Annotated in this window: 26 protein-coding genes and 1 riboswitch; of the genes, 9 read left to right on the top strand and 17 right to left on the bottom strand. The window is 36.6% G+C overall.

Going from position 1 to position 24,442, the window contains the following annotated elements; genetic code table 11:
• Window positions 1–103 precede the first annotated feature (103 nt).
• The 6 genes from JOC83_RS12435 to JOC83_RS12410 form a co-directional block, all read right to left on the bottom strand.
• Entirely contained in the window at window positions 104–2,191 is a 2,088-nt protein-coding gene (locus tag JOC83_RS12435) for a DNA topoisomerase III (RefSeq protein ID WP_205187624.1), read from the bottom strand.
• A gap of 171 nt (window positions 2,192–2,362) precedes the next feature.
• Window positions 2,363–3,391: a spore photoproduct lyase gene (gene splB / locus JOC83_RS12430; protein WP_205187623.1), complete on the bottom strand. Its 1,029-nt coding sequence runs from the start codon at window positions 3,389–3,391 to the stop codon at window positions 2,363–2,365.
• 88 nt (window positions 3,392–3,479) lie between these two features.
• The gene (locus tag JOC83_RS12425) at window positions 3,480–3,722 is read right to left on the bottom strand and encodes a transcriptional regulator SplA domain-containing protein (protein ID WP_205187622.1); all 243 of its coding nucleotides are present in this window, start codon (window positions 3,720–3,722) and stop codon (window positions 3,480–3,482) included.
• Window positions 3,723–3,821: 99 nt separating this feature from the next.
• Window positions 3,822–4,784 (bottom strand): LacI family DNA-binding transcriptional regulator, encoded by a 963-nt coding sequence (locus tag JOC83_RS12420; RefSeq protein WP_205187621.1) that lies wholly within the window; start codon window positions 4,782–4,784, stop codon window positions 3,822–3,824.
• A gap of 314 nt (window positions 4,785–5,098) precedes the next feature.
• The gene (locus JOC83_RS12415; protein WP_205187620.1) at window positions 5,099–6,064 is read right to left on the bottom strand and encodes a nucleoside hydrolase; all 966 of its coding nucleotides are present in this window, start codon (window positions 6,062–6,064) and stop codon (window positions 5,099–5,101) included.
• A gap of 112 nt (window positions 6,065–6,176) precedes the next feature.
• The gene (locus JOC83_RS12410; protein WP_205187619.1) at window positions 6,177–7,502 is read right to left on the bottom strand and encodes a Na+/H+ antiporter NhaC family protein; all 1,326 of its coding nucleotides are present in this window, start codon (window positions 7,500–7,502) and stop codon (window positions 6,177–6,179) included.
• Window positions 7,503–7,594: 92 nt separating this feature from the next.
• Window positions 7,595–7,698, bottom strand: a riboswitch (SAM riboswitch).
• A gap of 310 nt (window positions 7,699–8,008) precedes the next feature.
• On the opposite strand from JOC83_RS12410, the gene JOC83_RS12405 reads away from it, so the two are divergent.
• Window positions 8,009–8,449: a YtoQ family protein gene (locus tag JOC83_RS12405; protein WP_205187618.1), complete on the top strand. Its 441-nt coding sequence runs from the start codon at window positions 8,009–8,011 to the stop codon at window positions 8,447–8,449.
• Window positions 8,450–8,553: 104 nt separating this feature from the next.
• Here JOC83_RS12405 and JOC83_RS12400 read toward each other — a convergent pair whose 3' ends face one another.
• The gene (locus JOC83_RS12400; RefSeq protein ID WP_205187617.1) at window positions 8,554–9,390 is read right to left on the bottom strand and encodes an STAS domain-containing protein; all 837 of its coding nucleotides are present in this window, start codon (window positions 9,388–9,390) and stop codon (window positions 8,554–8,556) included.
• 281 nt (window positions 9,391–9,671) lie between these two features.
• On the opposite strand from JOC83_RS12400, the gene JOC83_RS12395 reads away from it, so the two are divergent.
• The gene (locus JOC83_RS12395) at window positions 9,672–11,291 is read left to right on the top strand and encodes an ABC-F family ATP-binding cassette domain-containing protein (RefSeq protein WP_205187616.1); all 1,620 of its coding nucleotides are present in this window, start codon (window positions 9,672–9,674) and stop codon (window positions 11,289–11,291) included.
• A gap of 218 nt (window positions 11,292–11,509) precedes the next feature.
• Window positions 11,510–11,785 carry a YesK family protein gene (locus JOC83_RS12390; protein WP_205187615.1) on the top strand — a complete coding sequence of 92 codons (276 nt, stop codon included), beginning with the start codon at window positions 11,510–11,512 and terminating at the stop codon, window positions 11,783–11,785.
• An 18-nt stretch (window positions 11,786–11,803) separates the two neighbouring features.
• Here the strand turns inward: JOC83_RS12390 and JOC83_RS12385 are convergent, their stop codons facing one another.
• Window positions 11,804–12,826: an LLM class flavin-dependent oxidoreductase gene (locus tag JOC83_RS12385; RefSeq protein ID WP_205187614.1), complete on the bottom strand. Its 1,023-nt coding sequence runs from the start codon at window positions 12,824–12,826 to the stop codon at window positions 11,804–11,806.
• Between the two features lie 20 nt (window positions 12,827–12,846).
• Window positions 12,847–13,779 (bottom strand): helix-turn-helix transcriptional regulator, encoded by a 933-nt coding sequence (locus JOC83_RS12380; RefSeq protein WP_205187613.1) that lies wholly within the window; start codon window positions 13,777–13,779, stop codon window positions 12,847–12,849.
• Between the two features lie 89 nt (window positions 13,780–13,868).
• Here JOC83_RS12380 and JOC83_RS12375 point away from each other — a divergent pair, with 89 nt between their 5' ends.
• Complete coding sequence (locus JOC83_RS12375; RefSeq protein WP_205187612.1) at window positions 13,869–14,399, top strand: dihydrofolate reductase family protein; 531 nt, start codon at window positions 13,869–13,871, stop codon at window positions 14,397–14,399.
• A gap of 6 nt (window positions 14,400–14,405) precedes the next feature.
• Here the strand turns inward: JOC83_RS12375 and JOC83_RS12370 are convergent, their stop codons facing one another.
• The gene (locus tag JOC83_RS12370; RefSeq protein ID WP_205187611.1) at window positions 14,406–15,458 is read right to left on the bottom strand and encodes a hypothetical protein; all 1,053 of its coding nucleotides are present in this window, start codon (window positions 15,456–15,458) and stop codon (window positions 14,406–14,408) included.
• Window positions 15,459–15,590: 132 nt separating this feature from the next.
• Window positions 15,591–16,805, bottom strand: a complete 1,215-nt coding sequence (locus tag JOC83_RS12365) for an MFS transporter (RefSeq protein WP_205187610.1) — start codon at window positions 16,803–16,805, stop codon at window positions 15,591–15,593.
• 145 nt (window positions 16,806–16,950) lie between these two features.
• On the opposite strand from JOC83_RS12365, the gene JOC83_RS12360 reads away from it, so the two are divergent.
• The gene (locus JOC83_RS12360) at window positions 16,951–17,229 is read left to right on the top strand and encodes an acylphosphatase (RefSeq protein WP_205187609.1); all 279 of its coding nucleotides are present in this window, start codon (window positions 16,951–16,953) and stop codon (window positions 17,227–17,229) included.
• 37 nt (window positions 17,230–17,266) lie between these two features.
• Here the strand turns inward: JOC83_RS12360 and JOC83_RS12355 are convergent, their stop codons facing one another.
• Complete coding sequence (locus JOC83_RS12355; protein ID WP_205187974.1) at window positions 17,267–17,566, bottom strand: winged helix-turn-helix transcriptional regulator; 300 nt, start codon at window positions 17,564–17,566, stop codon at window positions 17,267–17,269.
• A 357-nt stretch (window positions 17,567–17,923) separates the two neighbouring features.
• On the opposite strand from JOC83_RS12355, the gene JOC83_RS12350 reads away from it, so the two are divergent.
• Window positions 17,924–19,210, top strand: a complete 1,287-nt coding sequence (locus JOC83_RS12350) for a GntP family permease (RefSeq protein WP_205187608.1) — start codon at window positions 17,924–17,926, stop codon at window positions 19,208–19,210.
• Between the two features lie 73 nt (window positions 19,211–19,283).
• Window positions 19,284–20,060: a 3-hydroxybutyrate dehydrogenase gene (locus JOC83_RS12345; RefSeq protein WP_205187607.1), complete on the top strand. Its 777-nt coding sequence runs from the start codon at window positions 19,284–19,286 to the stop codon at window positions 20,058–20,060.
• Between the two features lie 36 nt (window positions 20,061–20,096).
• Here JOC83_RS12345 and JOC83_RS12340 read toward each other — a convergent pair whose 3' ends face one another.
• The 3 genes from JOC83_RS12340 to JOC83_RS12330 form a co-directional block, all read right to left on the bottom strand.
• On the bottom strand, window positions 20,097–20,465 hold the full coding sequence (locus JOC83_RS12340; protein WP_205187606.1) for a VOC family protein: 369 nt from the start codon (window positions 20,463–20,465) through the stop codon (window positions 20,097–20,099).
• Between the two features lie 123 nt (window positions 20,466–20,588).
• Window positions 20,589–21,335 (bottom strand): type I methionyl aminopeptidase, encoded by a 747-nt coding sequence (map, locus tag JOC83_RS12335; protein ID WP_205187605.1) that lies wholly within the window; start codon window positions 21,333–21,335, stop codon window positions 20,589–20,591.
• The gene (locus tag JOC83_RS12330; RefSeq protein ID WP_205187604.1) at window positions 21,332–21,913 is read right to left on the bottom strand and encodes a GNAT family N-acetyltransferase; all 582 of its coding nucleotides are present in this window, start codon (window positions 21,911–21,913) and stop codon (window positions 21,332–21,334) included. The genes map and JOC83_RS12330 overlap by 4 nt, the downstream gene beginning before the upstream one ends.
• A 131-nt stretch (window positions 21,914–22,044) precedes the next feature.
• Here JOC83_RS12330 and JOC83_RS12325 point away from each other — a divergent pair, with 131 nt between their 5' ends.
• Window positions 22,045–22,224 carry a hypothetical protein gene (locus JOC83_RS12325; protein WP_205187603.1) on the top strand — a complete coding sequence of 60 codons (180 nt, stop codon included), beginning with the start codon at window positions 22,045–22,047 and terminating at the stop codon, window positions 22,222–22,224.
• A 47-nt stretch (window positions 22,225–22,271) separates the two neighbouring features.
• Here JOC83_RS12325 and JOC83_RS12320 read toward each other — a convergent pair whose 3' ends face one another.
• Together JOC83_RS12320 and JOC83_RS12315 are read right to left on the bottom strand one after the other, a co-directional pair.
• Window positions 22,272–23,141: a thermonuclease family protein gene (locus JOC83_RS12320; RefSeq protein WP_239583499.1), complete on the bottom strand. Its 870-nt coding sequence runs from the start codon at window positions 23,139–23,141 to the stop codon at window positions 22,272–22,274.
• Window positions 23,142–23,296: 155 nt separating this feature from the next.
• Complete coding sequence (locus JOC83_RS12315) at window positions 23,297–23,866, bottom strand: HAD-IA family hydrolase (protein WP_205187602.1); 570 nt, start codon at window positions 23,864–23,866, stop codon at window positions 23,297–23,299.
• A 205-nt stretch (window positions 23,867–24,071) separates the two neighbouring features.
• Between JOC83_RS12315 and JOC83_RS12310 the strand changes: the two genes are divergently transcribed.
• Entirely contained in the window at window positions 24,072–24,437 is a 366-nt protein-coding gene (locus JOC83_RS12310; protein ID WP_205187601.1) for a helix-turn-helix domain-containing protein, read from the top strand.
• The last annotated feature ends 5 nt before the right edge of the window (window positions 24,438–24,442 follow it).

Genomic DNA, 24,442 nt, shown 5'->3' with positions numbered 1-24,442 from the left:
CCTTTTACTGGATTAAAGTGATGAAAGATTAACTTTTTTCTTCGTTTTCTTAAAAAATAAAAATAGAAGCCCCCTAGTTAGGCTTCTATTTCGCTAAATCCTTCTATTCTTTCTTGCCTTGCAACGCTTGTTTTAAAGCATCTCCTAAACTTGAACCAAACGCATTATCATCACTGTATTTTTTCAATAACTGCTTTTCTTCTCGCTTCGATACTTTCTTTTTCTTATCTTCCGCTTTTTCCACAACTTGACAGAGACGACATTGAAAATAGGTACCTGCTTTCCCTTCGTGAATCTCCATCTTTTTATGACATTGTGGACATCGACGATTTGATAGCTTCGGATCTTTAAAGCGTTTGTAGCTACATTCTCGGCTCGAACATATCAACATCTTACCTTGTTTTGTTTTCTTCTCTTTTAACAATTCTCCACACTCAGGGCATTTTGAACCCGTTAAGTTATGTGGTCGATACGTTTTTTCGCTGTTTTTCACTTCATGAACAAGCGACTTTGTTTGTTGGCGAATATTGGCTAAGAACTGCTTGGCATTCCCTTTTCCTTTAGCAATTGCTTCTAACTCTTTCTCCCACTTCGCCGTTAATTCTGGTGATTTTAATTCATCTGAAACAAGGTCTATCAGTTGCTTTCCTTTTTTTGTTGGGTGAAGACGATTATTTTGACGGTCAATTGATTCATTTTGAAGTAACTTCTCAATAATATCAGCTCTTGTAGCAGGTGTTCCAAGACTATGCTTTTCCATTTGTCCTAGTAAATCTGCTTCTGAAAAACGTTGCGGCGGTTCAGTAAATCCATTTCTTAGAGAGACGTTTTGTACATGTAGAGTACTACCCTCTTTTATATTTTCAAGAGCCACATGTTCTTCCTCAGACTCTTTTCCATCTATTTTTTTAAACCCCGCTTCAATCACTTGTTTTCCGCTTGTGACAAACCTTTCATCATTGATACTAAGCTCTACTTTTATCACTTCATACTTATGAACAGGATAGAAAAGTGAAATAAATCGCTTCGCAATGATATCATATAATTTGCGTTCATCCGCTGATAGCTCCCCTAAATGTACAGGCTCGTCTGTGACAATGATTGCATGGTGATCAGTTACTTTTTCATTATTTACCACACGCTTTGGTAAAATAGGTTGTTTGCCTAACAGTGGTTTCACTTCGTCTCTATAAACACCGGATATGCTTTCTAATCGTTCCTTCATTGTGCCTACCATGTCGGTCGTTAAATACCTAGAGTCTGTTCTTGGATATGTGACAAGCTTATGTTGTTCATATAACTTTTGTAGAACATTTAACGTTTTTTTAGCTGAAAAACCGAAGCGTTTATTAGCATCTCTTTGTAATTCATTTAAATCATATGGAAGAGGCTGTACTTCAACATGTTCTTTACGTTGAATTAACTTAACGATTGCTTCTTTTCCACTTGCTTTTTCACAAATACGCTCTGCTTCTTCTTTATTAAACAATCGTTTTTCATTTTGACGTTGCCACTGCGCAGTAAACGAACGAAACTCTGCTGAAAGTGTCCAATACTCTACAGGCTTGAACGTGGTGATGACTTGTTCACGCTCTAAAATCATTGCAAGAGTTGGTGTTTGAACGCGTCCTGCTGATAATGGCTCTTCATACTTCGTAGTAAGGGCACGCGTTACATTTAAACCTATTAACCAATCAGCTTCTGAACGACAAACTGCTGATTCATATAAACGGTTAAATTGCTCACCTTGTTGGAGATTTTTAAAACCATCTTTAATGGCTTTATCGGTTTGTGACGAAATCCATAGACGCTTAAACGGTTTATTCCAACGTACCTTCTCAATAATCCAGCGTGCGACAAGTTCGCCTTCTCGTCCTGCATCCGTTGCGACAATCAGCTCTTTTATATCTTTACGTTTTGCTAAGTCAGAGACCGTTCGGAACTGTGGACTTGTTTTACGAATAACTTTTAACTTCATTTGATCCGGCATAATCGGTAAATCTTCTATTCTCCACGTTTTATAGCGATTATCATAATCTTCTGGTGTTTGTAATTCAACTAAATGTCCAAGTGCCCATGTTACTACATAGTTAGGTCCTTCAATGTAGTTCCTTTTAGTTTGCGTGCAACCTAAAACACGTGCAATCTCTCTGGCTACACTTGGTTTTTCTGCTAAGACTAATGATTTCATATATGTATACCTCCAATTCACTCGTTTTATTATACAGGAAATGAATCTATTTGTAACAATCATCGCTTTTCGATGAATAAAAAGCAGGCTCATACATAATTGTATGAGCCTGCTTAAAAGAGGCCTGTTCAAGAGAAAGTAACCATTATCTTTTAACATAGGCCATATTTCTTACGTAAAGTATTCAATTTTAGCATTCGGAAAGTATTGATCGATGTAATCCTCTAACGTTTCACGTAGTTCTTGCTCTTCGTCTTTACTGTATACATATTTTCCAATGCCATAACGCCCCCACTTATAACGGCGCTCTTCTTCATTCATTTCTAGCTTTGTTTTTGGATAGTTCTTTTCAATTACTCGCTTTGCTGGCTTCGTGAATCGATGTTGAATCATCTCAAATGTAATATCATCCCTCGCACTTTCAGGAATCGAGTCATTTAGCTTTTCAAACATTTCACGATATCCATCTTGCCAGCCATCATGAATATAAATAGGTGCAATAATAAAACCTAATGGATATCCAGCTTTTGATACTTTTTGTGCAGCTTCAATACGATTAGTTAATGGTGAAGTACCTGGCTCAAAGTATTTAATAACATAATCAGCATTAATACTAAAACGGAAGCGAGTACGTCCATTATGATTAGCATCAAGTAAATGATCAACATGATGAAACTTTGTCACAAAGCGTAGTTGTCCTAAATCACTTTGTCCAAAATATTCAATGGCTCGCTTTAACGTATGTGTAAGGTGGTCAATTCCAACAATATCAGAGGTACATGCTGCTTCAAATCGCGTTATTTGCGGTGCGCGCTCTTGCATATATTTTTCAGCTTGATCGAGAATCTCTTCTACATTGACATATGTGCGGATGTAAGGCTTGCTTCCCATCGTTGTTTGTAAATAACAATAATGACAGTGTCCCATACATCCAGTTGCAAATGGAATGGCGTATTCTGCTGATGGCTTTGATGTATCAAACTTTAACGTTTTTCGTACGCCAATAACCAATGTTGATTTTGCATTTCGATATTTTTGCAAATCATTTTTACCCGGTATGTTCCGAACTTGGTTATGAGACGTTGTTTCACGAATTTCTAATCCCATTTTTTCGAATTTTTCTTTTAGCTCTACCCCTAGCGGATAGTCTAACGCTTTAGGTTCAATATAAACCAATTGAGGTACAAATGGTTTGATCATTTCGTCCACATCCTTTGCTGATTGACACATTTGTACCTTTATTTTTCTAATTGAGATCAAATTATATGCTGAAAGATATTCCCTATAATTAGTTGTACTGCTCGTAATCAAAAATTTTATTATACATTTGTTCTGCTTCTTCAAAAGTAGGATATACGGCATCATCTTCAGATAATAAGTGATAGGACTCATGTAAAAATAACGCAACATCTCCTGGCTGTTCAGGGTGTTCTACAATCTCGGCTTGTTGGATATTAGCTACATTGGCTGTATGTGGATTACGGTAAATAACAAAGACTTGATCGCCTACTTGGTACTCTCTTTGTGACATGTTGACCATTCCTTTCCTATTGTTATTTACTCGTAGCTTGTCCCCCGATTGTTTTTTTTTACATAACAAAATGTGCTAATTTATAAAGGTTAGCTCAATCTAAACCGTTAATCGTTTTATAAGCTGTGTGGAAACTTCAATGTGTTTGACGTTATCTTTGTGTAAAAAGAGCTGAAACAATTGGCGGCCTAATTCTTTCAACGGCAACTCGATTGTTGTCAATTGCAATACATGTGAAATGGATTGATTATCAAAACCGATAATCGCCAAATCTTCCGGAACTCTTATACCAAGGTGCTGACATTGAAGCACAAGACCAGCAGCAACTTGATCATTTGTCACAAGCAGGGCCGTTGGGCGACTTGTAAGCTTAATGAGCCGTGATGCTACGCGTTCACCATCTTCTAGCAATAAACATTGATCAAATATCCATTCTTCTCGAATTGGTTCACCTAATTCATTCATTATATTCCGATACGCACGTTCTCGTTGATAACTATTTACACCCGTTCGCCTTCCTATGCAGTATCCGATGCGTCGATGTCCTTGTTCAATTAAGTGATGTAACCCTTTTTCGAATGCGGCATAATGGTCAATAAATACAGACGATACATCCGTTCCTCTTCCATCTTCACAGACAATGATTGGACCGTACATTTGATACTCTCGAATCACTTCCCAATCACACGCTCGTGAGCAGATGAGTAGACCATCAACTTGTTTCATTTTTAGCATTTCAAGAGCCTGTATTTCTTGCTTAATTTCATAATTCGTTTGACAGATCATTAGTTGATAATCAGAGGCTAATGCCTCTTCAGCAATTCCTTCTAATACTGCACTGAAGTAAGATTGATTAATATATGGCAACACGACACCAACGACAAATGTTTGTCCTTTAGACAAATGTACGGCATTCATATTTTTCGTATAATTCATCTCTTCAATTGCCTTTAAGACCGCTTGGCGCTTATCTTCTTTTACATAAGGATGATGGTTTAATACTCGAGAAACGGTCGAAACAGATACACCCGCCTTTTTCGCAATATCACGAATGTTGCCCATTTCAATCACCTCACTTTTTATTTATCATTTTTCTCTTGCTCTGAAATGCGTTTCATACATTATATTCACACTAAACAACCAACTAAGCAAAGAGGAGTGAAGTATATGATGAGTATTTTAAGTGGAATAAGTATATTGATAGGGCTTTGTTGTACTATTTTAATCGGTGCGTATGTCGCTTTAAAACAGCAAAAATGAACAAGTAAAGCTGTTTCAAACAGAGTATGATTAACTTTGTTTGAAACAGCTTTCAACCTCTTCAATCACTGACTAACGTGATCAACCCTTTTTGAAAATTATAACATTTCCCCTATTTATTTGTCTCTTTCTTGAAGGAAAGTTTCAAGAAAGGTTCTCTTAAATAAGTCATAGTCAAATTCAAGTACTACATTATGAACGTTATATCCTTCAGCAGGTTTGGGGCGATAATCTGCAAAGCTCTGACCAAAAGCCGTTCCACGGGATACAACGATATTGATTGGTAAATGAGAAGTTTTAAAATCTTGAGGGCGAATTAAATAGTCTATCGTGAGTAAATCATGCATGGGACTTCCTAGGATGCCTGGATAATTAGAAGAATAAAAAGTATAGTAATAATTTAACATGGGCTTAATCATAAGCCCAACAGGGTCTTTCGTTTTCTGATGAAATTCATCAATCTGTTGAACCATTTCAGGTGTGACAAGAGCACTTTGTGTAACATTTAACGGGATAATGGTAAGCTTCTTTGCATAACGAATAATAATATTTGCTGCATAAGGATCACCATAAAAATTAGCTTCTGCCAATGGTGTCACATTACCTGGGTAAAAGAAAGCACCTCCCATTACAATAATCTCCTTAAATAAGTCCATCTCATCCAACTGCCAAATAAAGATCGAAGCTAATGAGGAAAGCCTTCCCAGTGTAACAATGGTAATATCTTGGATACTAGGCTTAATGATGGTTATTAAATCTTCCGTGTAATGAATAGGTAATTCCATATCTGATGGGATTTTTGGAATGATTGGCCCTAGCCCTTCAGGACCATGAACATTCGGAAAGTATTCAGGTTCAATGCCTGTTAAGGGAATGACTGCACCCGCGAAAACTGGGATATCGTATTGTCCAGATATATACTTTAAGTAATTAATATTGCGAAGCACTTTTTCTCTTGAGACGTTTCCATAGTCAGCTACAATCCCAACGACTTCAATTTCTTTTCGAAACCATATATAAAAAAGGGCTATTGAATCATCAATGCCAAAGTCACCAAATAAAAGCACCTTTTTCTTTTTCATTGACTTCCTCCCTTTTCTTTTACTATTCGTAAAAACATATGAGTTGAAGCTACGCTTTATGTAAAGTAGCACAAATACAAAAAGGTGCCCGATTCATTCGGACACCTTTTTCTTATTTACTATAGCTTTCTTTCATGTTTCTTGAATGCTGCTTTCGTGTATTAAATCTTGGGAAGTTAATTAAAATGGCAATGATACCAAATACAGCGATTAAAATTGGATAAAATGCATAAGGAATAATGCTAATTGGTGATACCCCTGCAAATTCAGCTGCAATAAGCATCTGTGCTCCATATGGGATTAATCCTTGTACACTACAAGAGAAAATATCAAGTAAACTTGCTGATTTACGCTTGTCAATGTTGTACTCATCTGCGATATTTTTCGCAAGAGGACCTGTTGTAATGATTGAAATTGTATTGTTAGCTGTTGATAAGTTTGTTGCACTCACTAAGCCAGCAATTCCAAACTCAGCACCCTTTTTCGATGTAATATTTTTTGTCATCGCATTTAAAATAAAATGAATACCACCGTTGTGCTTAATGATCTCAACCATTCCACCAATTAAGATTGACAGCATAACAAGTTCTGACATCCCACTAATTCCATCTGTCATTGCTTTTGTGAATGTTGCTAATGTGTAGCTACCATCTACTAAACCAATACCACCGGCAAAAACAATACCACCAGCTAAAACGGCTAGTACGTTCATCCCCGCTAATGCTGCTACTAATACGCCAACGTAAGGTAATATTTTTACCCAATTAAAGCTTTCTGCTGAAACTGCACTTTGATTACCCATCGTGAAAACAATTAATAAAACGGCTGTGATGATTGCTGCAGGTAATACAATGAAGAAATTCACCTTAAACTTGTCACGCATATCTGTTTGTTGTGTACGAACAGCGGCAATGGTTGTATCCGAGATAATTGACAAGTTGTCACCAAACATTGCTCCACCTATAACTGCTGCCATTGCTAATGAAATGGCGATATCTGTTTCACTACTAATTCCTACTGCGATTGGAGCTAGTGCTGCAATCGTTCCTGTTGATGTTCCCATTGATAGTGAAATAAACGCGCCAATGATAAACAATCCAACAACTAAAAAGCTTTGTGGTAACACGGATAACGCTAAATTAACCGTTGATTCTACAGCACCCATTCCTTTTGCTGTTTCAGAAAAAGCACCCGCTAAAATAAAAATGATGACCATAATAATGATGTCAGGATGTCCGGCTCCTTTTGCAAAGCGTTCTACCTTTGTCATTAACGAATCTTTACGATTCATTGTTAGTGCAACCGCTACCGCTACTAAAACGGCAACAAGTACAGGCATTTTATAAAAATCTCCTGTAATGATTCCCGAACCTACGAACAATGCTAAAAATACAGCTAAAGGCAACAAAGCCCATCCGTTTCCTCTGATTTTTTCCACTCATAACACCTCTCTTAAAAACTATCATGCTATGAAAAAGACCTCTTCCTAGAAACAAGAAGAGGCCTCATATACATGTATAAGAAACACTCTTCCCATCTTCCAAGCCTTACGCTTGCTGGATTTGGCACAGCATTCATACGAATCCGTTGCCGAGACATCATCGGGCCAGTCCCTCCGCCTCTCTCGATAAGAAGATTATATTTTTCAAAAACAGTCTTTCATTACTGTAAGGGGTTTGTCGTAAAATGTCAAATAGAATTTTTTAAACCGATCTATCTTATTTGTACATGATCATTAAAGCAACTAAACAATAACCATAAGAATAGAGACTTGCTTGTTTCTACATAGCCCCTTATTCATTCCACTATCTATAGTCATGAATGCTTTTCAAGTCATAACAAGGAAAATAGAAAGAACTGTCGAAAAAAGAGGAGAGGATTACTTTTTCACTTAATGTGGTAAAAGTAATAAAACATGTAAGATTGCTTAGAGGAGGAAATGTAATGGAATTAACTGTTTATTTAGCAGGGAAAATTCATGATAATTGGCGTGAAGAATTAAAAGCGATGGCTCATGAAAATGGTTTGCCCCTTACGTTTGTAGGACCTATGGAAAATCATGACCGGTCAGACAATATTGGAGAAGAAATTGTCGGAAAGCAACCAAATGCTATTTTGAAAGATGAAATGGCATCTCGTATTAATAATTTACGTACTGAAGTATTAATGAAAAAAGCAGATGTTGTCATTGCTTTATTTGGAGAGAAATATAAACAATGGAATACAGCAATGGATGCTTCAGCTGCTATCACTTTAAATAAACCACTTATTTTAATTCGACCAGAATCTCTTCATCATCCATTAAAAGAATTATCCAACAAAGCACAAGTTACAGTTGAAACAACGGAACAAGCAATTCAAGTATTATCGTACATATTTGAGTAAAAAAACAGGCTGTGACAATTAGGATGCTTTTATCGCTATTGTCACAGCCTGTTCAAATTCTTTCTTTACTACTTTCAACCTTTTGATCCACTATACTACATACGTCATTCCTTATATTTATGTGTGAATCCAATCGCACTTAATGCTTGTTTTAAAGTAGAATACGTTCGAACACCTGTAAAATCGATTCCAAGATTGACGATTGTTTGAGCAATTTCTGGTGTAATTCCACTAATCTTTGCATTTACGCCAATTAGTGTAAGTGCATCGATGATTTGAAATAACTTTTGCGCAACAAATGTATCGATAATAGGAACTCCTGATAAATCTAAAACAAAATGATTCAGTTGAAGAGAGACACTATGCTCAAGAGCCTGTTCCATAATAAGCCTTGCGCGATACGTATCGATAGTCCCGATAACAGGTAATACTGCTACTCCTTCTGCTAAAGGTACAACCGGAACAGATAATTCAAGCAACGCATCCTTCGATGTTTGCAGCTGTTCATTATGAAATTCCACAAACGGTAAGCTAAAATAATAAACGACTTCGTTAACGGTTTGATCAAATACAGAAATGACATCATACAATTCTTCTAACGAAAGATTTACTTTAACCGCTTCTTCTTTAATAACATTACCAATAAAGTGACGGTAGTGCGGCACTTCATTTAACATGGAATCTAGAGTCGTTCCCATCATGGCACACTTACGTCCTGTTTCTCTTCCCCACTCTTCTAACCGTTGCTTTCGATCAGATTCGCTCAGTGCTAATGATTCTCCATATAATGTTACTAGCTCTACGCGTAACGGTAATAGCTCGTTCGAAATCGGCAATAATTGATTTGGATATCGTCTATTTTGTTCATCTGTTACAAAATGAGCTAATTCAGATTTGTTTTCAAGAATTCTTTCACTCATAAGTTTTAAATAATCTTTCATTTCTTCTTCCTCATCGCATTTGAATTTTTAACTATCGTTAGTCAGTGTTCTTTCTTCATTTTAATATTTGATATAAAAAGAAGTAAAGGCTTTAATATGCTATCTTTTCCATTATTTTCTTCGCCTTATGTCCTCTAATCTGAAAAGATTTGACTTCACACGCTGATAAACGGTAAACTTTATGTTCAAATTTGTCTATTTCTTCACAAGATGCATATCGCTCTTGTTTGCAAATAATGATATAATTTCTTAGGATCTTAAATTTGGAGGAATATAATTACATGATTACAGTAACAAATGTGAGTTTACGATATGGTGACCGCAAACTTTTTGAAGATGTAAATATTAAATTCACACCAGGAAACTGCTATGGATTAATTGGAGCAAATGGTGCTGGAAAATCAACATTCTTAAAAATCTTATCTGGCGAAATCGAAGCACAAACAGGGGATGTACATTTAGGCCCTGGCGAGCGTCTTGCAGTTTTAAAGCAGAACCACTTTGAATATGAAGAGCACGAAGTATTAAAAGTGGTTATGATGGGACATGCTCGTCTTTATCAAGTGATGCAAGAGAAAGATGCAATTTACATGAAAGCTGATTTTACGGATGAAGACGGAATGAAAGCGGCAGAACTTGAAGGTGAATTCGCAGAATTAAACGGTTGGGAAGCTGAATCTGAAGCAGCCATTCTTTTAAAAGGTTTAGGAATTCCTGAAGAGCTACACACGAAAAAAATGGCTGATTTAACGGGTGGAGATAAAGTAAAAGTTCTTTTAGCTCAAGCATTATTCGGCAAGCCTGATGTTCTTTTACTAGATGAGCCTACTAACCACTTAGACATTAAAGCGATTCAATGGTTAGAAGAATTCTTAATTAACTTTGAGAATACCGTTCTTGTTGTATCCCATGACCGTCACTTCTTAAACAAGGTATGTACACATATCGCTGACTTAGACTTTGGAAAAATCCAAATTTACGTTGGTAACTATGACTTCTGGTATGAGTCAAGCCAATTAGCTCTTCGTATGGCACAAGATGCGAATAAGAAAAAAGAAGAAAAAATTAAAGAGCTTCAAAACTTCATCGCACGATTTAGTGCAAATGCATCAAAATCAAAACAAGCAACGTCTCGTAAAAAGTTGTTAGATAAAATTTCTTTAGATGATATTCGTCCATCATCTCGTCGTTATCCATACGTGAATTTCACTCCAGAGCGTGAAATTGGAAATGATTTATTACGCGTTGAAAACTTAACGAAAACGATTGACGGTGTGAAAGTTCTTGATAACGTAAGTTTCATCATGAACAAAGAAGACAAGATTGCCCTTGTTGGTCGTGATGAAATTGCTCATACGACACTATTTAAAATTTTATCTGGTGAAATGGAGCCAGATAGCGGTTCATACAAATGGGGTGTTACAACTTCACAAGCTCACTTCCCTAAAGACAACTCAGAATACTTTGAGGGCCGTGATTTAAACCTTGTGGATTGGTTACGTCAATATTCACCAAATGATCAAAGCGAAAGCTTCTTACGTGGTTTCTTAGGAAGAATGCTATTCTCTGGTGAAGAAGTATTGAAAAAAGCAAGCGTATTATCAGGTGGAGAGAAAGTACGTTGTATGCTCTCAAAAATGATGTTAAGTGGTGCGAATGTATTGCTTCTTGATGAACCAACAAACCATCTTGACTTAGAATCAATTACAGCTCTAAATAATGGTTTAACAAGCTACAAGGGAGCAATGATTTTCACATCTCATGACCATCAGTTCGTTCAAACGATTGCAAATCGTATCATTGAAATTACACCAAATGGTGTGATTGACAAACAATTAACGTATGACGAATACCTTGATAACAGCGAACTTCAAAAGCAAGTAGCAGAAATGTATAAGTAATGATCTATAGTGAGTGACCTTAACGGTCACTCACTTTTTTATGTTAGGGAACCGTAGGGAATTTTATAAAATGATCAACTCTCTGACAAATTATGAACATTTTCGTACTAATTTGTGAACAAATTGTGAAAAATATATAGACAAAATTGTCTAAAAACTTTATACTAATGTTAAATAAAGTTAATCAAACCAGTTCTTTCATAAAGGAGGACCATCATATGAGTTTAGTTGGTGGATTAGTATACGTCGGAATTATTTTTATCTTTTTACTCACAATTGTAACCGCTTTCTTAAAAGCTGCATATCCTACTCGTCGATATGAATATAAAATTGCATTAGGACTATTCGGTCTTAGTTTAATTCTAATTGGAATTAATTTTGTTGTTACTGGTGGCTTTGAACAGTTAGCCCTTACATTTGTTGGTATTATGATTATTGTTGGCACAACAGTGGTAACGGCTTTAAATCTTTTCTTAAAACGCATTGCTTCTTAACTAAAAGCGACAACAGCCTTATAAAGAGCTGTTGTCGCTTTTTCCTTGTTTAAACGCTTCTGCTAATAGTGCATATGACTTTTTCTTCGCTTCAAAGTCATGAATATTCGTAATGATTAGAAATTCATCATTTTGATACTTCTCTTGTAGAAAAAGAAGGGCACGCTTCACTGTCGCAACATCCCCCACAAGCATCCGTCTTCGATTTCGTTCGATTTTCTTTCGCTCTTCGTCCGTGTAAACATAGCGGCTAGCCTCGTCGATACTTGGAACAGTTGTATCTCCTCCTCTTTCCACCTTTAATAACCATAAATCCAATGTTTTCGCATGCATCGTTGCTTCTTCTTCCGTTTCTGCACATACAACAAAGATACATACATTCGTATGTGGAGTTTGTTGATAAGAAGAAGGGACAAAGCTATCATGGTAGCTCTGGATCGCTTCTTGTCCCCCAATCGGTTGAATAAAGTGCCCAAATGTAAATGAGATTCCAAGCTCTCCTGCAGCTCTCCCTCCTCTTTTATTAATCCCAAGTTGCCATAATTGAGGTTTTGTTTCACTTTTCGGAAATGCCCGTACACCGTAGAAATCATGCTCTCTAGGCAGTGAATCCGTTAAGTGTCCAATTAGTGATTGAACTTGTCGTGGAAATTCATTTAAACTCTTACGCACACCGTCTGTTAAAGCAAGTCTCGTCAGAGCATCTCCACCTGGGGACCGACCTAGCCCTAAATCAATCCGATTTGGATACAAATTTTCAAGTAGTTGTACATCTTCTGCTACTTTATAAGAACTATACTGTGGTAACAATACGCCCCCAGAACCAATTCGTATATGACTTGTTTGAGACGCTAGATGTGTCATCATCAAAAGTGGTGATGACCCTGCAAGCCCATTTGTATTATGATGCTCTGCTACCCAAAACCGATTGTAGCCTAACTCATCCGTCCATTTTGCTAGTTCGACGGTTTGCTTTAATGCATCTTGTGCTGTATAGCCACTTGATACAGGCGACTGATCTAACACACTTAATGTAATCATTGTGGAAATCCTTTCTTTTTTTATGATGAATACAATGATAAAACTTCTTCTGCTTTTTGACGAATAAATTGCCTCATTTCAATTGGCTCCTTCACAATCGCATCACGCCCTAATTCATAAAAAAAAGAAGCAACAAAAGCGACTTCTTCTTTTTCAATTTCCATCTCAAGCAACCATGATTCGCCCTGTTTCATGACATGCTTTTCGAACAAAGGATTTGTTCGACAGTGACGAACTCCTACTGTGTTCAACTCAACCTTTAATAAAACTGGCTGTTTCACGTTCTCTCCTTTTAGCCATTGTTTTAACGTTGGGAGTTCTAATGCATCTGTTCCTATTTCAATTATTTGACTCATTCGATCAACCCGATACAAAAGAACACGCTCTCGTATATAAGAATACGCAGGACAGTACCAAAGTCCATTCAAGCTGTAAATACCAAGAGGCTTTACGTTTATCTCCTTTATTCCGCTCTTTGACTCATAACGACAAGAGATAACTAATCCTTCAATCACTGCATGTAGTAACGTGTTCAATTCTGGTGCTTCTATCTCTCGATAAGATGTCCAAAAAACAAGGATGTCTTTCATTTTATCGATTTTGATTCGTGCATCTTGCGGCAAATTCGTATAAAATTTTTGAAGGGCTGCATCTACTTCTGCTTTAAAAGGAAGTGTTCGATAATATTCAAGTGATTGAAAACCAAAGAACATAGCCGTTGCTTCCTCTTCTGTAAAGAAAATGGGCGGCAACATACGGTTTGTTAAAAGGCGGTATCCACCTTCTCTTCCTTGTTCTGCATATAATGGCACACCCCATTCACTTAAATCGATTAAATCTCGTTGAACGGTGCGGACTGATACACCGAATTCATCTGCCAGCTCTCTTGCCGTGAACGTTCGCTTTGAGTTAACATACATCCACATTTTTAATAAACGATTTGATTTGGTCATATTTTCTCCTTTTAATATGACAATAATTGTCGTAGTTAGTTGTTATTATATAGAAGCAGGTGAAAAACATACAAATAAGGAGTGAGACCATGAGAAACGTTGTCTTATATATAGCTGCAACGATCGATGGCTATATTGCGAAGGAAAATGGAGATGTTGCTTGGTTACATGAAGCAGGAGGAAACGAGTCATACGGATATGAAGAGTTCTATGAAACCGTCGACACGATCTTTATGGGAAGAAAAACCTATGAGCAAGTGCTAACATTTGGAGAGTTTCCGTATAAAGGGAAAAAGTGTTTTGTTGTGACATCCTCTCCTCGTACCGACACCCTTAATGAGGATATAGCATTTATTTCGCCACAAGAAGTAAGCCCTACGATAAAGAAATTAAAAGAAGCAGATGGAAACAAGATTTGGCTGATTGGTGGTGGAGCACTCATTCAGTTGTTTCAACAAGAACACTTAATTGATGAGTACATGTTATTTATCGTTCCTCTCATACTTGGAAACGGAATACCGTTATTTAAGAATGTGAATGATCAGTCTGTATTAGTGTTAACGCATCAAAAATCATATGAATCTGGATTTATTGAGCTTCACTACAAACCAAAAGGATGACACCCGTCATCCTTTTGGTTTGAGTACTTGCAGAAATGATTCTGGCTCATCGACAGTGACCCACACTTTATTCACTTGTTTCCTTTTACCGAATAAGTAATAAGCAGTAACAGGCTCTTTAAGCGTAATCTCAAATTGTGGAGGCTGCTTGAATAAATCGCTAACTGTTGCGTCAAAAAGCATCTTTTCTTCTTGCTTCGAAAGTTTACTCGATTCTTCGTAATAATCCATGTTTTTAATTTTTTCAATCGGCAAGATTAAACATTTTGTTAATCCCACTTGCATGATCATTTTTTTGTCACTTATGATAAACGGACATTTTCGAATTGCCTGAATTTCTCCGATAAAAAACAAAACTGTATAAATGTTTAAAATTAGCAATACCCAAGAAACAATGTGATTCCACTCGCTAAGCAAATAGTGAAAGCCAATGGTCTCGATTAAAATGGCATGAATGATCATAATATTCATCGCAATCACACTTGTTTTTTTATGAAATGTAAAGGTTGGATAACAAGATTGCGACGGACGAGCTCTCCATGATAAAAATGCGTAGTAGAACATCGTCACTTCAGATGTTAATGCATGGATGAGTGGATTGACTCCTACATGTTTCCCTACGGCTGCTTGTAGACGCACCGATACGTAAGGCCATTCACTCTTCATACTAGAAAATGTGCGAATAATAGTTGGTAATTTCACAATAAGTTTATAAAGAATAAAGAGTTCTAACGCTACAAATGCTAGTTCCCCTGCGATAAACAGGTACGGAATGAAGGAATAAGGTGCTAAGTAGTGATGTGGAATGACAAGCTTTGCAACAACATATCCAGCAAATATTACAGGCACCATATATTTTAGAGAATATCTCTTTCGTAGAATAAAGAAATAGGTTAAAAGTGGACACACAACTAAGAAATCAAACAGAGATCCTAGGACAGCACTCTTTGGTATAGACTCTAAAACTGGAAAAGTGTACACTGCGTAATTTGAAAAAATGACTAAAGTCATTAAAAAAATGTATAACGTTACCTTTTGCTTGCGTAATTGTATGCTCATACAGACCCCTCCCCTAATACCATTATATGGAACAGGGACAAAGAAAGGAATAACGTTCACAAAACATACAAAAATAGCGATGCCAAAAACAAAAATCCGTTGGACATCGCTTAGAAAGCAAAATATAGATTGTTATTGATTAAGCTCATGTATTCGTTTATCAGTTGGTAACAACCATGTTAATACCCCTATGAGCGGTAAAAAGCTACACAAAATCATGATAAACCGTAAACTATACACATCCGCTAACTTCCCTAATACAATAGAACCTAAAGCACCCATTCCAAATGCAAGGCCTACAATTAACCCTGAAACCATTCCTATTTTTCCTGGTAATAACTCTTGAGCATATACAACTGTTACACTAAAGCTAGATGATAAAATAAAGCCAATTAGAAAAAAGAACGGTGTAACAGCAATTAGAGGTACATAAGGAAGTAACAATGTTAAAGGAGCTGCACCTAACATAGATAACATCATAATATTTCGCTTTCCGAAACGATCGGCTAAAGGTCCCCCAAAAAAGGTGCCTAGTACCCCTGCAATCATAAACACAAATAGGTAAAACTGTGCGCTCTTGATGGTCAAATTATAATAATCAATTAAATAGAATTGATAATAATTTGAAATACCTGAACCATACCACGATCGAGCAAAGACAAGGAATACTAGAAGAGCCATTGCAAACTTTACTTGTTTTTTTAATGGTTTGCTTTGAACAGTCCTTCCTTGTTTTCTAACAGGCTGTGTTAGCCTTAATTTCTGTTTATACCACGTTGATACATAGAGTAGAACCACAATAGCGACAGCTGCAAGAACCGTAAACCAAATGGATCCTATTTGGCCAAGCGGAACAAAGATAAAAGCGGTAAATAGAGGGGCCATCGACTGACCAGTGTTTCCACCTACTTGATAAATAGATTGTGCCAAACCACGCTTTTCACCCGCTGCCATATAGGCTACTCTTGAACCCTCTGGATGAAAAATAGCTGAACCTAATCCAACAAAAAAGACCGAAAGCAACACCCAATAAAAGCTTGGGGCAAATGCTAAGCCAACCATTCCTATCATACTAAATGACATGGCAAGCGGTAATAAAAACGGTGAAGATCGTTTGTCTGCATAATACCCAAACACTGGTTGCATGATCGAAGAGGTCATGTTTAACACAAAGGCAATCCACCCAATTTGCGTAAACGATAAGCTCATAGATTTTCCTATGATTGGGAAAATAGCAGGTATAACCGATTGCATCGAGTCATTTAAAAAGTGACCTAAGCTAATGAGAAATAAAATGTTATACATCGTCCGTGTTTCTGATTGACTCGCTTTTACTGCAACTTGCATAGTAAAAAACCTTCTTTCTTCTGTCTGTCATGTAGAGTCATATTCAAATGACATAAGTTAATATATATTCGAGGTTAAGCGCTAATTTTCCTCTTTTGTTTTGATTACTTTCATTTGGGAATAGTGAATATAGAGGTGAAAATCAATGAATATCCGCATACATCTGAAAATGAAAGGTCACGTTCAAGGTGTTGGTTTTAGACAATTCACACAGTTAACAGCTATCGAATATGGTCTTACAGGTTGGGTTAGAAATTGCGAAGATGGGTCTGTTGAGGTTGAAGTAGAAGGCCCAAAACCTCGTGTTGATACTTTCGTTTCTACTTTAAGAAAAGGACCACACCGTTTTAGTCATGTTGATTCAGTAGAAATTGCACATAAAAGCGCATTAGAGAACGACAAACAATTTAAAATTCAGCACTAAAAAAGGTCATCGAGCAACACTTGCTCGATGACCTTTTTTACATCCACTTTCCTGCCCATTTACCAACCTCGTTTAATACATCGCTTAACGCTTTTCCCTTTTCCGTTAAGCTGTATTCAATACGTACAGGTCGATGAGGAATGACATTGCGATTAATAATCTCTAAATCTTCTAGTTCTTTTATCCGTTCTGTTAACACCCGATTGCTAATATTCGGAATCGCAGCACTTATTTCAGCAAAACGTTTTGGTCCGTTTGCTAATGTATGAACGATAAAACACATCCATTTTCGACTAATGATTTCAAATGAGAGCTCGGTTTTTGAATATACTCTCATAGTCTCCACGACAAAAGCCCCCCTCATCTGCAAAAGCATTTCTTTTCCCATCCTTATCATACAACAAGACTCATCTATTTTGTAAATACAAACTTTTACGAGCAACAAAGTTTGACAAAAAGAAACGTCATGACAAGAAGGCTTTGTTAAGTAAGTTTACTCCCAGAAAACCTTCGTGCAAGAGTTTTCTATCAGCAAGATAGTAGTTCATATTAAATTAACTATTTATTAGTAATAGTTAATTTAAAATAAATCAATTAAGAATACCTTGACGATTTTGTGAACAAAAAATATAATAGTAACCGTTACTTACATAGTTACTTATAGTAACTTAATAATTTAAAGGAGTCATAGATCATGATTAGCATTATTATTGGACTTATTTTATTAATGCTTCTAGCTTACAAAGGATGGTCAATTGTTTGGCTAGCCCCTCTAGTAGCAGGAGTTGTTGCACTAATTAGTGGTTTGGAACTCCTACCTACATACACAGATGTCTATATGCAAGGCTTTGTTGATTTTGTGAAGGCATGGTTTCCCGTCTTTATGCTTGGCGCAATTTTTGGTAAACTGATGGAAGATACTGGCGCAGCAAAATCAGTAGCATTATGGGTTACGAAAGTAGTAGGAAAACAACGTGCAATTTTAGGTGTATTAATCGGTGCTGCTGTTCTTACATATGGAGGCGTTAGCTTATTCGTTGTGGTATTTGCCATTTATCCGATTTCTATTGCGTTATTTAGAGAAGCAAACATCTCTCGTAAGTTAATTCCTGGTACCATTGCGCTTGGAGCCTTTACTTTCACCATGACAGCGCTTCCGGGAACACCGCAAATTCAAAACTTAATTCCGATGCAATATTTTAAAACAGATCCAATGGCGGCACCTATTATCGGAATCGTATCTGGTCTCATTATGGCAGTGGGAGGATATTTCTACTTAGCATGGAGACAAAAACAATTAACTGCTCAAGGTGATGTATTTACTGAGCCGAAACAAAGTAAAGATGTAAAAACAGAGGATGCATCATCTCTACCAAATCCATTTTTATCATTTTTACCGCTACTTGTGATTGTTGTAACATTAAATGTATTAAAGTGGAACATCATCCCTTCTATGATTGTAGGAACATTGCTATTAATGGCTTTAAATGCAAAAAAACTAGCAATCTTCTTACCTTCTATTAACCAAGGTGCTCAAGGATCTGTTACAGCGATTATCAATACGAGTGCTGCAGTTGGATTTGGAGCAGTTGTAAAAGCCGTTCCAGGGTTTGAAGATTTAACAAATTTCTTAATGAACATTAAAGGAAGCCCATTAATCTCAGAAGCGCTTGCTGTTCAATTAATGGCAGGTGTAACGGGATCTGCTTCTGGCGGGATGGGAATTGCATTAGAAGCTCTTGGTTCCAAATACTATGAATTAGCCATTTCTACAGGTATCGCACCTGAGGCGTTTCATCGCATCGCATCCGTTGCTTCTGGAGCACTTATCTTACCGCATAACGGAGCACTATTAACGCTTCTTGCTGTTACTGGCTTAACACATAAAGATTCTTATCGTGATATTTTCTTTGTAGCGGTCATTATTCCTACAATCGCAACGATTGTAGCGATTACTCTTGGAACACTAGGAATCTATTAATCTCATGTTGCTTATACATAAACACGTTGTTTATTGTATATAAATTTACTATTTGGATTTAGGAGGAAGAAACATGGTAACTAACAAAGTTGTTTTAATTACAGGTGCTGCACAAGGAATTGGCTATCAAATTGGTGAGCGTTTCGCTGAAAATGGTGCCAAAGTCGTTCTTACAGACTTAAATGAAGCAGGTGTAAAAACTGCTGCTGAAACGCTTGTTTCAAAAGGATATGAGGCACATGGCATTAAAGCAGATGTAACAAGCGAAAGTGATATTGAAAACATGATTAGCGAAACAGTTGAAAAATACGGTCGCCTTGATGTATTAATTAACAACGCTGGTATGCAATTCGTATCACCAATTGAAGAGTTTCCAACTGAAAAGTTTGAACTTTTAACAAAAATTATGCTTGTTGCACCATTCGTTGCAACGAAACATGCTTTCCCAATCATGAAAAAGCAACAATTCGGTCGTATCATCAACATGGCGTCAATTAATGGTCTAATCGGATTTGCTGGTAAAGCAGCTTACAACAGTGCAAAACACGGTGTAATTGGTTTAACAAAAGTATCTGCTCTTGAAGGAGCTGCACATGGTATTACAGTAAATGCGGTTTGTCCTGGATATGTTGATACACCACTTGTACGCAATCAATTACAAGATCTAGCAAAAACGCGTAACGTTGCATTAGAAAGTGTATTAGAAGAAGTAATTTATCCATTAGTTCCTCAAAAACGCTTACTATCTGTAGATGAAATTGCTGATTACTCTATGTTCTTAGCAAGTGATATGTCTAAAGGTGTTACAGGCCAAGCTGTTGTAATTGACGGCGGTTATACTGCTCAATAATAAAAAAAGGTGGATGATATAATCATCCACCTTTTTCTATTCATATTCTAAAAACTCTATTCGATTACCAAACGGATCTTGGACAAAAAAGCGTTCTCTACCGACAATCGGTGTATCTTCTTTTGTAGGTACTCCTACATTAATTAAATGCTGACGAAACGTATGTAAATTCTGTACAACAAATGCTGGATGCGCTTTTTTCTGTGGCATAAACCCTTCTTCTACTCCAATATGAATTTCTTGTACCCCGCACTGAAACCACACACCTCCATTTTTTCGAAGACTTTCTGGCTTTGGTATTTCATTGAGACCAAGTTTGTCTACATAAAATGTACGTGCTTCATCCTCACACCCTTTTGGACCTGTTAACTGAACGTGATCAATTCCTTGAATAAACGTCGACATCTTATCACCTTCCATTTAAATGGTTACCTTTATTATACATGATAAATTGACAACCTCTTTGCAATTGTAAAAATATTTGATAAAAAACGAGAGCCCCTTATGAGTCGACTCTCGCTTTCACTATTATTGTTTTGTTAAGATGACCGGTCCTTCTTTTGTAACCGCAATCGTATGCTCATATTGTGCTGACAAGCTTCCGTCAGATGTACGAGCTGTCCAGCCATCATCTTCAATATAAATGTGGCGCTCTCCTCTATTCAACATTGGTTCAATCGTAAATGTCATCCCTTCTTTTATCCGAACGCCTTTACCTGGTAATCCTGCATGTAAAAACGAAGGTTCTTCATGAATCTTACGACCAATTCCATGTGCTGCTAAATCGGTTACAATTCCGTAACCGTATTTCTCAGCGTGTTGTTGAATCGCATGTGAAATGTCACCGATTCGATTACCAATAACCGCTTGCTCAATCCCTAAATACAAGCATTCTTCTGTTACCTTTAACAATTGTTGTGCTTCTTCCGATACCTCACCAACAGCATAAGACCAAGCAGAATCTCCCTTCCAACCGTTTACATCAAAAACCGTATCAATTGTCACGATGTCTCCTGATTTTAAAGGCTGGTCATTGGGGAATCCATGAGCAACAACATCATTGACCGAAGCACATGTTGCATATTGAAATCCTTTATAGCCAATTAACGATGTCTCTGCTCCATGCTTTTTCGCATACCGAATCGCGAATTTTTCAATTTCCATGGTTGTAATGCCCGGCTTAATCATTTTCGCTAATTCTTTATGTAATCCAGCTACAAGCTGATTTGGTTTCTTCATTTCCTCAATTTCACGCATCGATTTTAATTCAATCATCTTACTTCCTCCATTAACTCTTCAATCTTTTTCACCATATATTTAAATGGTTTGTTGTTAATCATTCGGTATCCTTCTTGGTGAAAGCCGATACGACGATACAGCGTTTCTGCTCGATCATTCCCTACTTCTACATTTAAACTAAGGCGAAGGTGTTGCATCTTAGCCATTTGTTCTGCTTGTTGCAGAAGTTCTGAACCAATGCCTCGTCCTCGAAAAGATGGATGAACACAAATAGAATCAATATATAAATCACCGCTAATTGCTTCAAGATCAGTGGTATAATTTAAATCCCTTGTTTTAGCACGTACTAACTCAATAATAGGTATATCAAGTAATCTTTGGTTACAACCATCATAGCTAACCATCATACCTGCAATGGTGCCTTGAATTTCTTTCACGATAATATTTCGGTAGCTATAACGATTTTCTTCAGATCGTACATAGCGTTCAAACACTTTACAAGTTGCCGCTTCCGTCTCTTCTGCAGCATGTGAACGAGCAATGCTTCCTAACACATCGTATAATAGTGCTGCAATGACTGTAGCCTCTTCTTTTCTTGCTTTTCGAATCGTCATTTTCTTTCTCCTTTCACAATCTCTTTTACTGTATCATAACCATTTCACTAACAAGAAAGAAAAGCTCCTCAAAAAGGGGGAAAAGATTTATACTATAGAAAGAAAACTGTAAAAGATTGGGGATAGTCTAGGTGTTTAAGCGTAAATCACTAAAAAAGAAAAGAAAAAAGAAGAGTGAGCACTTGGGGGATTTTTTATTTGAGTGCCTTTGCTATTTACCTGAACTACTATTCTGGCCGTTTCGCCTTATTTGGTATGGCTTACGCTTTATACTACGTTCAATTGATCGCTTATTTGATGGATTACCTTAAATGAAAAATAGCGCTAACCAATAAACGTTAGCGCTATTTACACGTAGTCAATTTTTTGATTTACGAAAACCAGCATTGACTGCATCATCTTCTGAACAAAACCATTCAATGTTGCTTGTTGTACGGTCATAATGCTGACCGCCTGGTATATGATAAATCATTGAATTTTTATTGCCTTTTATTTTCCCTTCGCAGCTCAACGAATGATCGTTCACTCGCTGTGATGTCGTTGCAGTATTGTCACTACCTACAGGCGGACTCACTTGCACAGATGTTCCGCTCTTATCTTCACTAAATCCTTTTTCATGCACATAGTTTTCAATACTCCAAATTCCCAATTCTGCTTGTCTTGCTTTCTCTTGTGTAGCACGAAATTGATCAACATATTTTGTATTCGGTGGAAAAACAGCTACTCTAGCTAATCCATGTTTAATGAGCTGCTCGTTTACTAACTCTTCCCCTAACCACACATACGCTAATAGACGACCATAACGATCTCGTTCTTGTGCATCGAATTCTAATAGTACATCTTGACCACTTATCTTCTCAGCAGTGAAATTTGATGCTTCTGGTCCAAATGGCTGCACACCAATCTTAGGATGCTTTGTTTCTGGTGTATCAACTAAAATGAAACGTACACGTTCTTCTGTACCATTTGGCATTTTCACATCAATCGTATCACCATCTACAACTTTCGTGACACTTACTTTCATTCCATCTACATTTGCTAGTTTTATATCAGAAGACTCTTTATTATCTTTATGAACTTCTTCCTGATTCAAAACCTGTGCTGTTTCATTTGTTGTCGTCACTTCTTGTACGTCTGAGCTACAAGCTGTTACAAATAAAAAGACACAAAAAAGAGCAAACATATTTAGAATGCTGTAGGAGCTTATTTTTTTCTTTTTACACTCCAAAAGTAAAGACCTCCCTATGAAATTGTTTTACTATACAACTATATAGGATTCCCTTTCTTTTATAAAGGGAAATTTACAGTCTCATGGAGAAATAGTTAAAATCTACTAAAAAGAACGCTTTGTGATTTTAAAAACGAATCACAAAGCGTTCTTTTTTAGTTTTTAACAATGCGAAAAAAATCTTCATATGTAGTAAGATGATAATCTGCTTCAATTTCTTCATTTTGAAAGGAGCATGTTTTTATGTACAGCATTCTCGCTGGCTTTAAATCTAGTTCACGATCACCAATTACTAAATCAATTTTATACTTATCATGTAGGTATTCATAAGCTCCACAGTCTGGCTTACGCTTGTATCCTTCGTCTTTTGTAATAATTTCACTAAAGTATTGGCTCATCCCATAATACTCTAAAATATCAAGTGCAGATTGTCTTGCTTTATGAGTCACTATCACATTAGTAGTGGCTGACTTTAACACGTCTTCTACATATGGGAATGGTGGCTTATCTTTAGGATGCAGTTGCTGTTCAAGTGCATGAAACTTTTCATCAAAAAGTGCTTTTGGAATGTGAAACTTCTTAATTGCGACTTCAGATGAGATTTTCATTTGCTTTAAAATGTCTTCTTCTGTTATGTGCGGGTCTTCAATTAACTCTTTGACCGCTTTTACAATTGTTGGGTATGTATCAAAAATTGTTCCGTCAAAATCCCAAAGAATGTTCATTTATACTCACGCCTTTTCTATTTTGGTTTAAAAACGAAAATTAACAATGATTCTTTTTTCGTTTTCTTTTTTTCTTTTTTGACTTTTTATTGCTATTGGTTATACTTTTTCGATACAATTATTTATATCACCTACAACGTTAAACAGCAATGCTATGATTGATTTTATGATTTGTTTTTCTTTAGTTGAATGGAGGAACGAAAACATGAATACGAAAGATCAAGAACGACTAAAAGCAGAAGAGCTGTTACGCAATGGCCTAGCACCAAAAGAAATAGCTAAAATCCTCAATGTGCATATCTCTACTATTTACAATTGGAAAAAAGGACTCGAGAAAAAGAATATCATTTTTTCTAAACCATCATCTAAGAAGCCTAGCCATAAAGAAACAAATCCAGTAAGCACGCAATTAGAAATTAAAAAAGAAGAAAAAGAAGGCGATTTAGAATTAGAGAAAGTTAAAATCGAAAACGAAGTATTAAAAAAGAAAATTCGTCATTTAGAAGAAGTGATTGCCGACTTAGTCATAAAACTAAAATCTAAAGATGAAAACTGGTTAGATGAAACATAAGTCAG

The sequence above is a fragment of the Priestia iocasae genome, assembly GCF_016909075.1.
Lineage (GTDB): Bacteria > Bacillota > Bacilli > Bacillales > Bacillaceae_H > Priestia > Priestia iocasae.
Note: the sequence above shows the minus strand (reverse complement) of the source record. Positions and strands in the feature narration are given on the sequence as shown.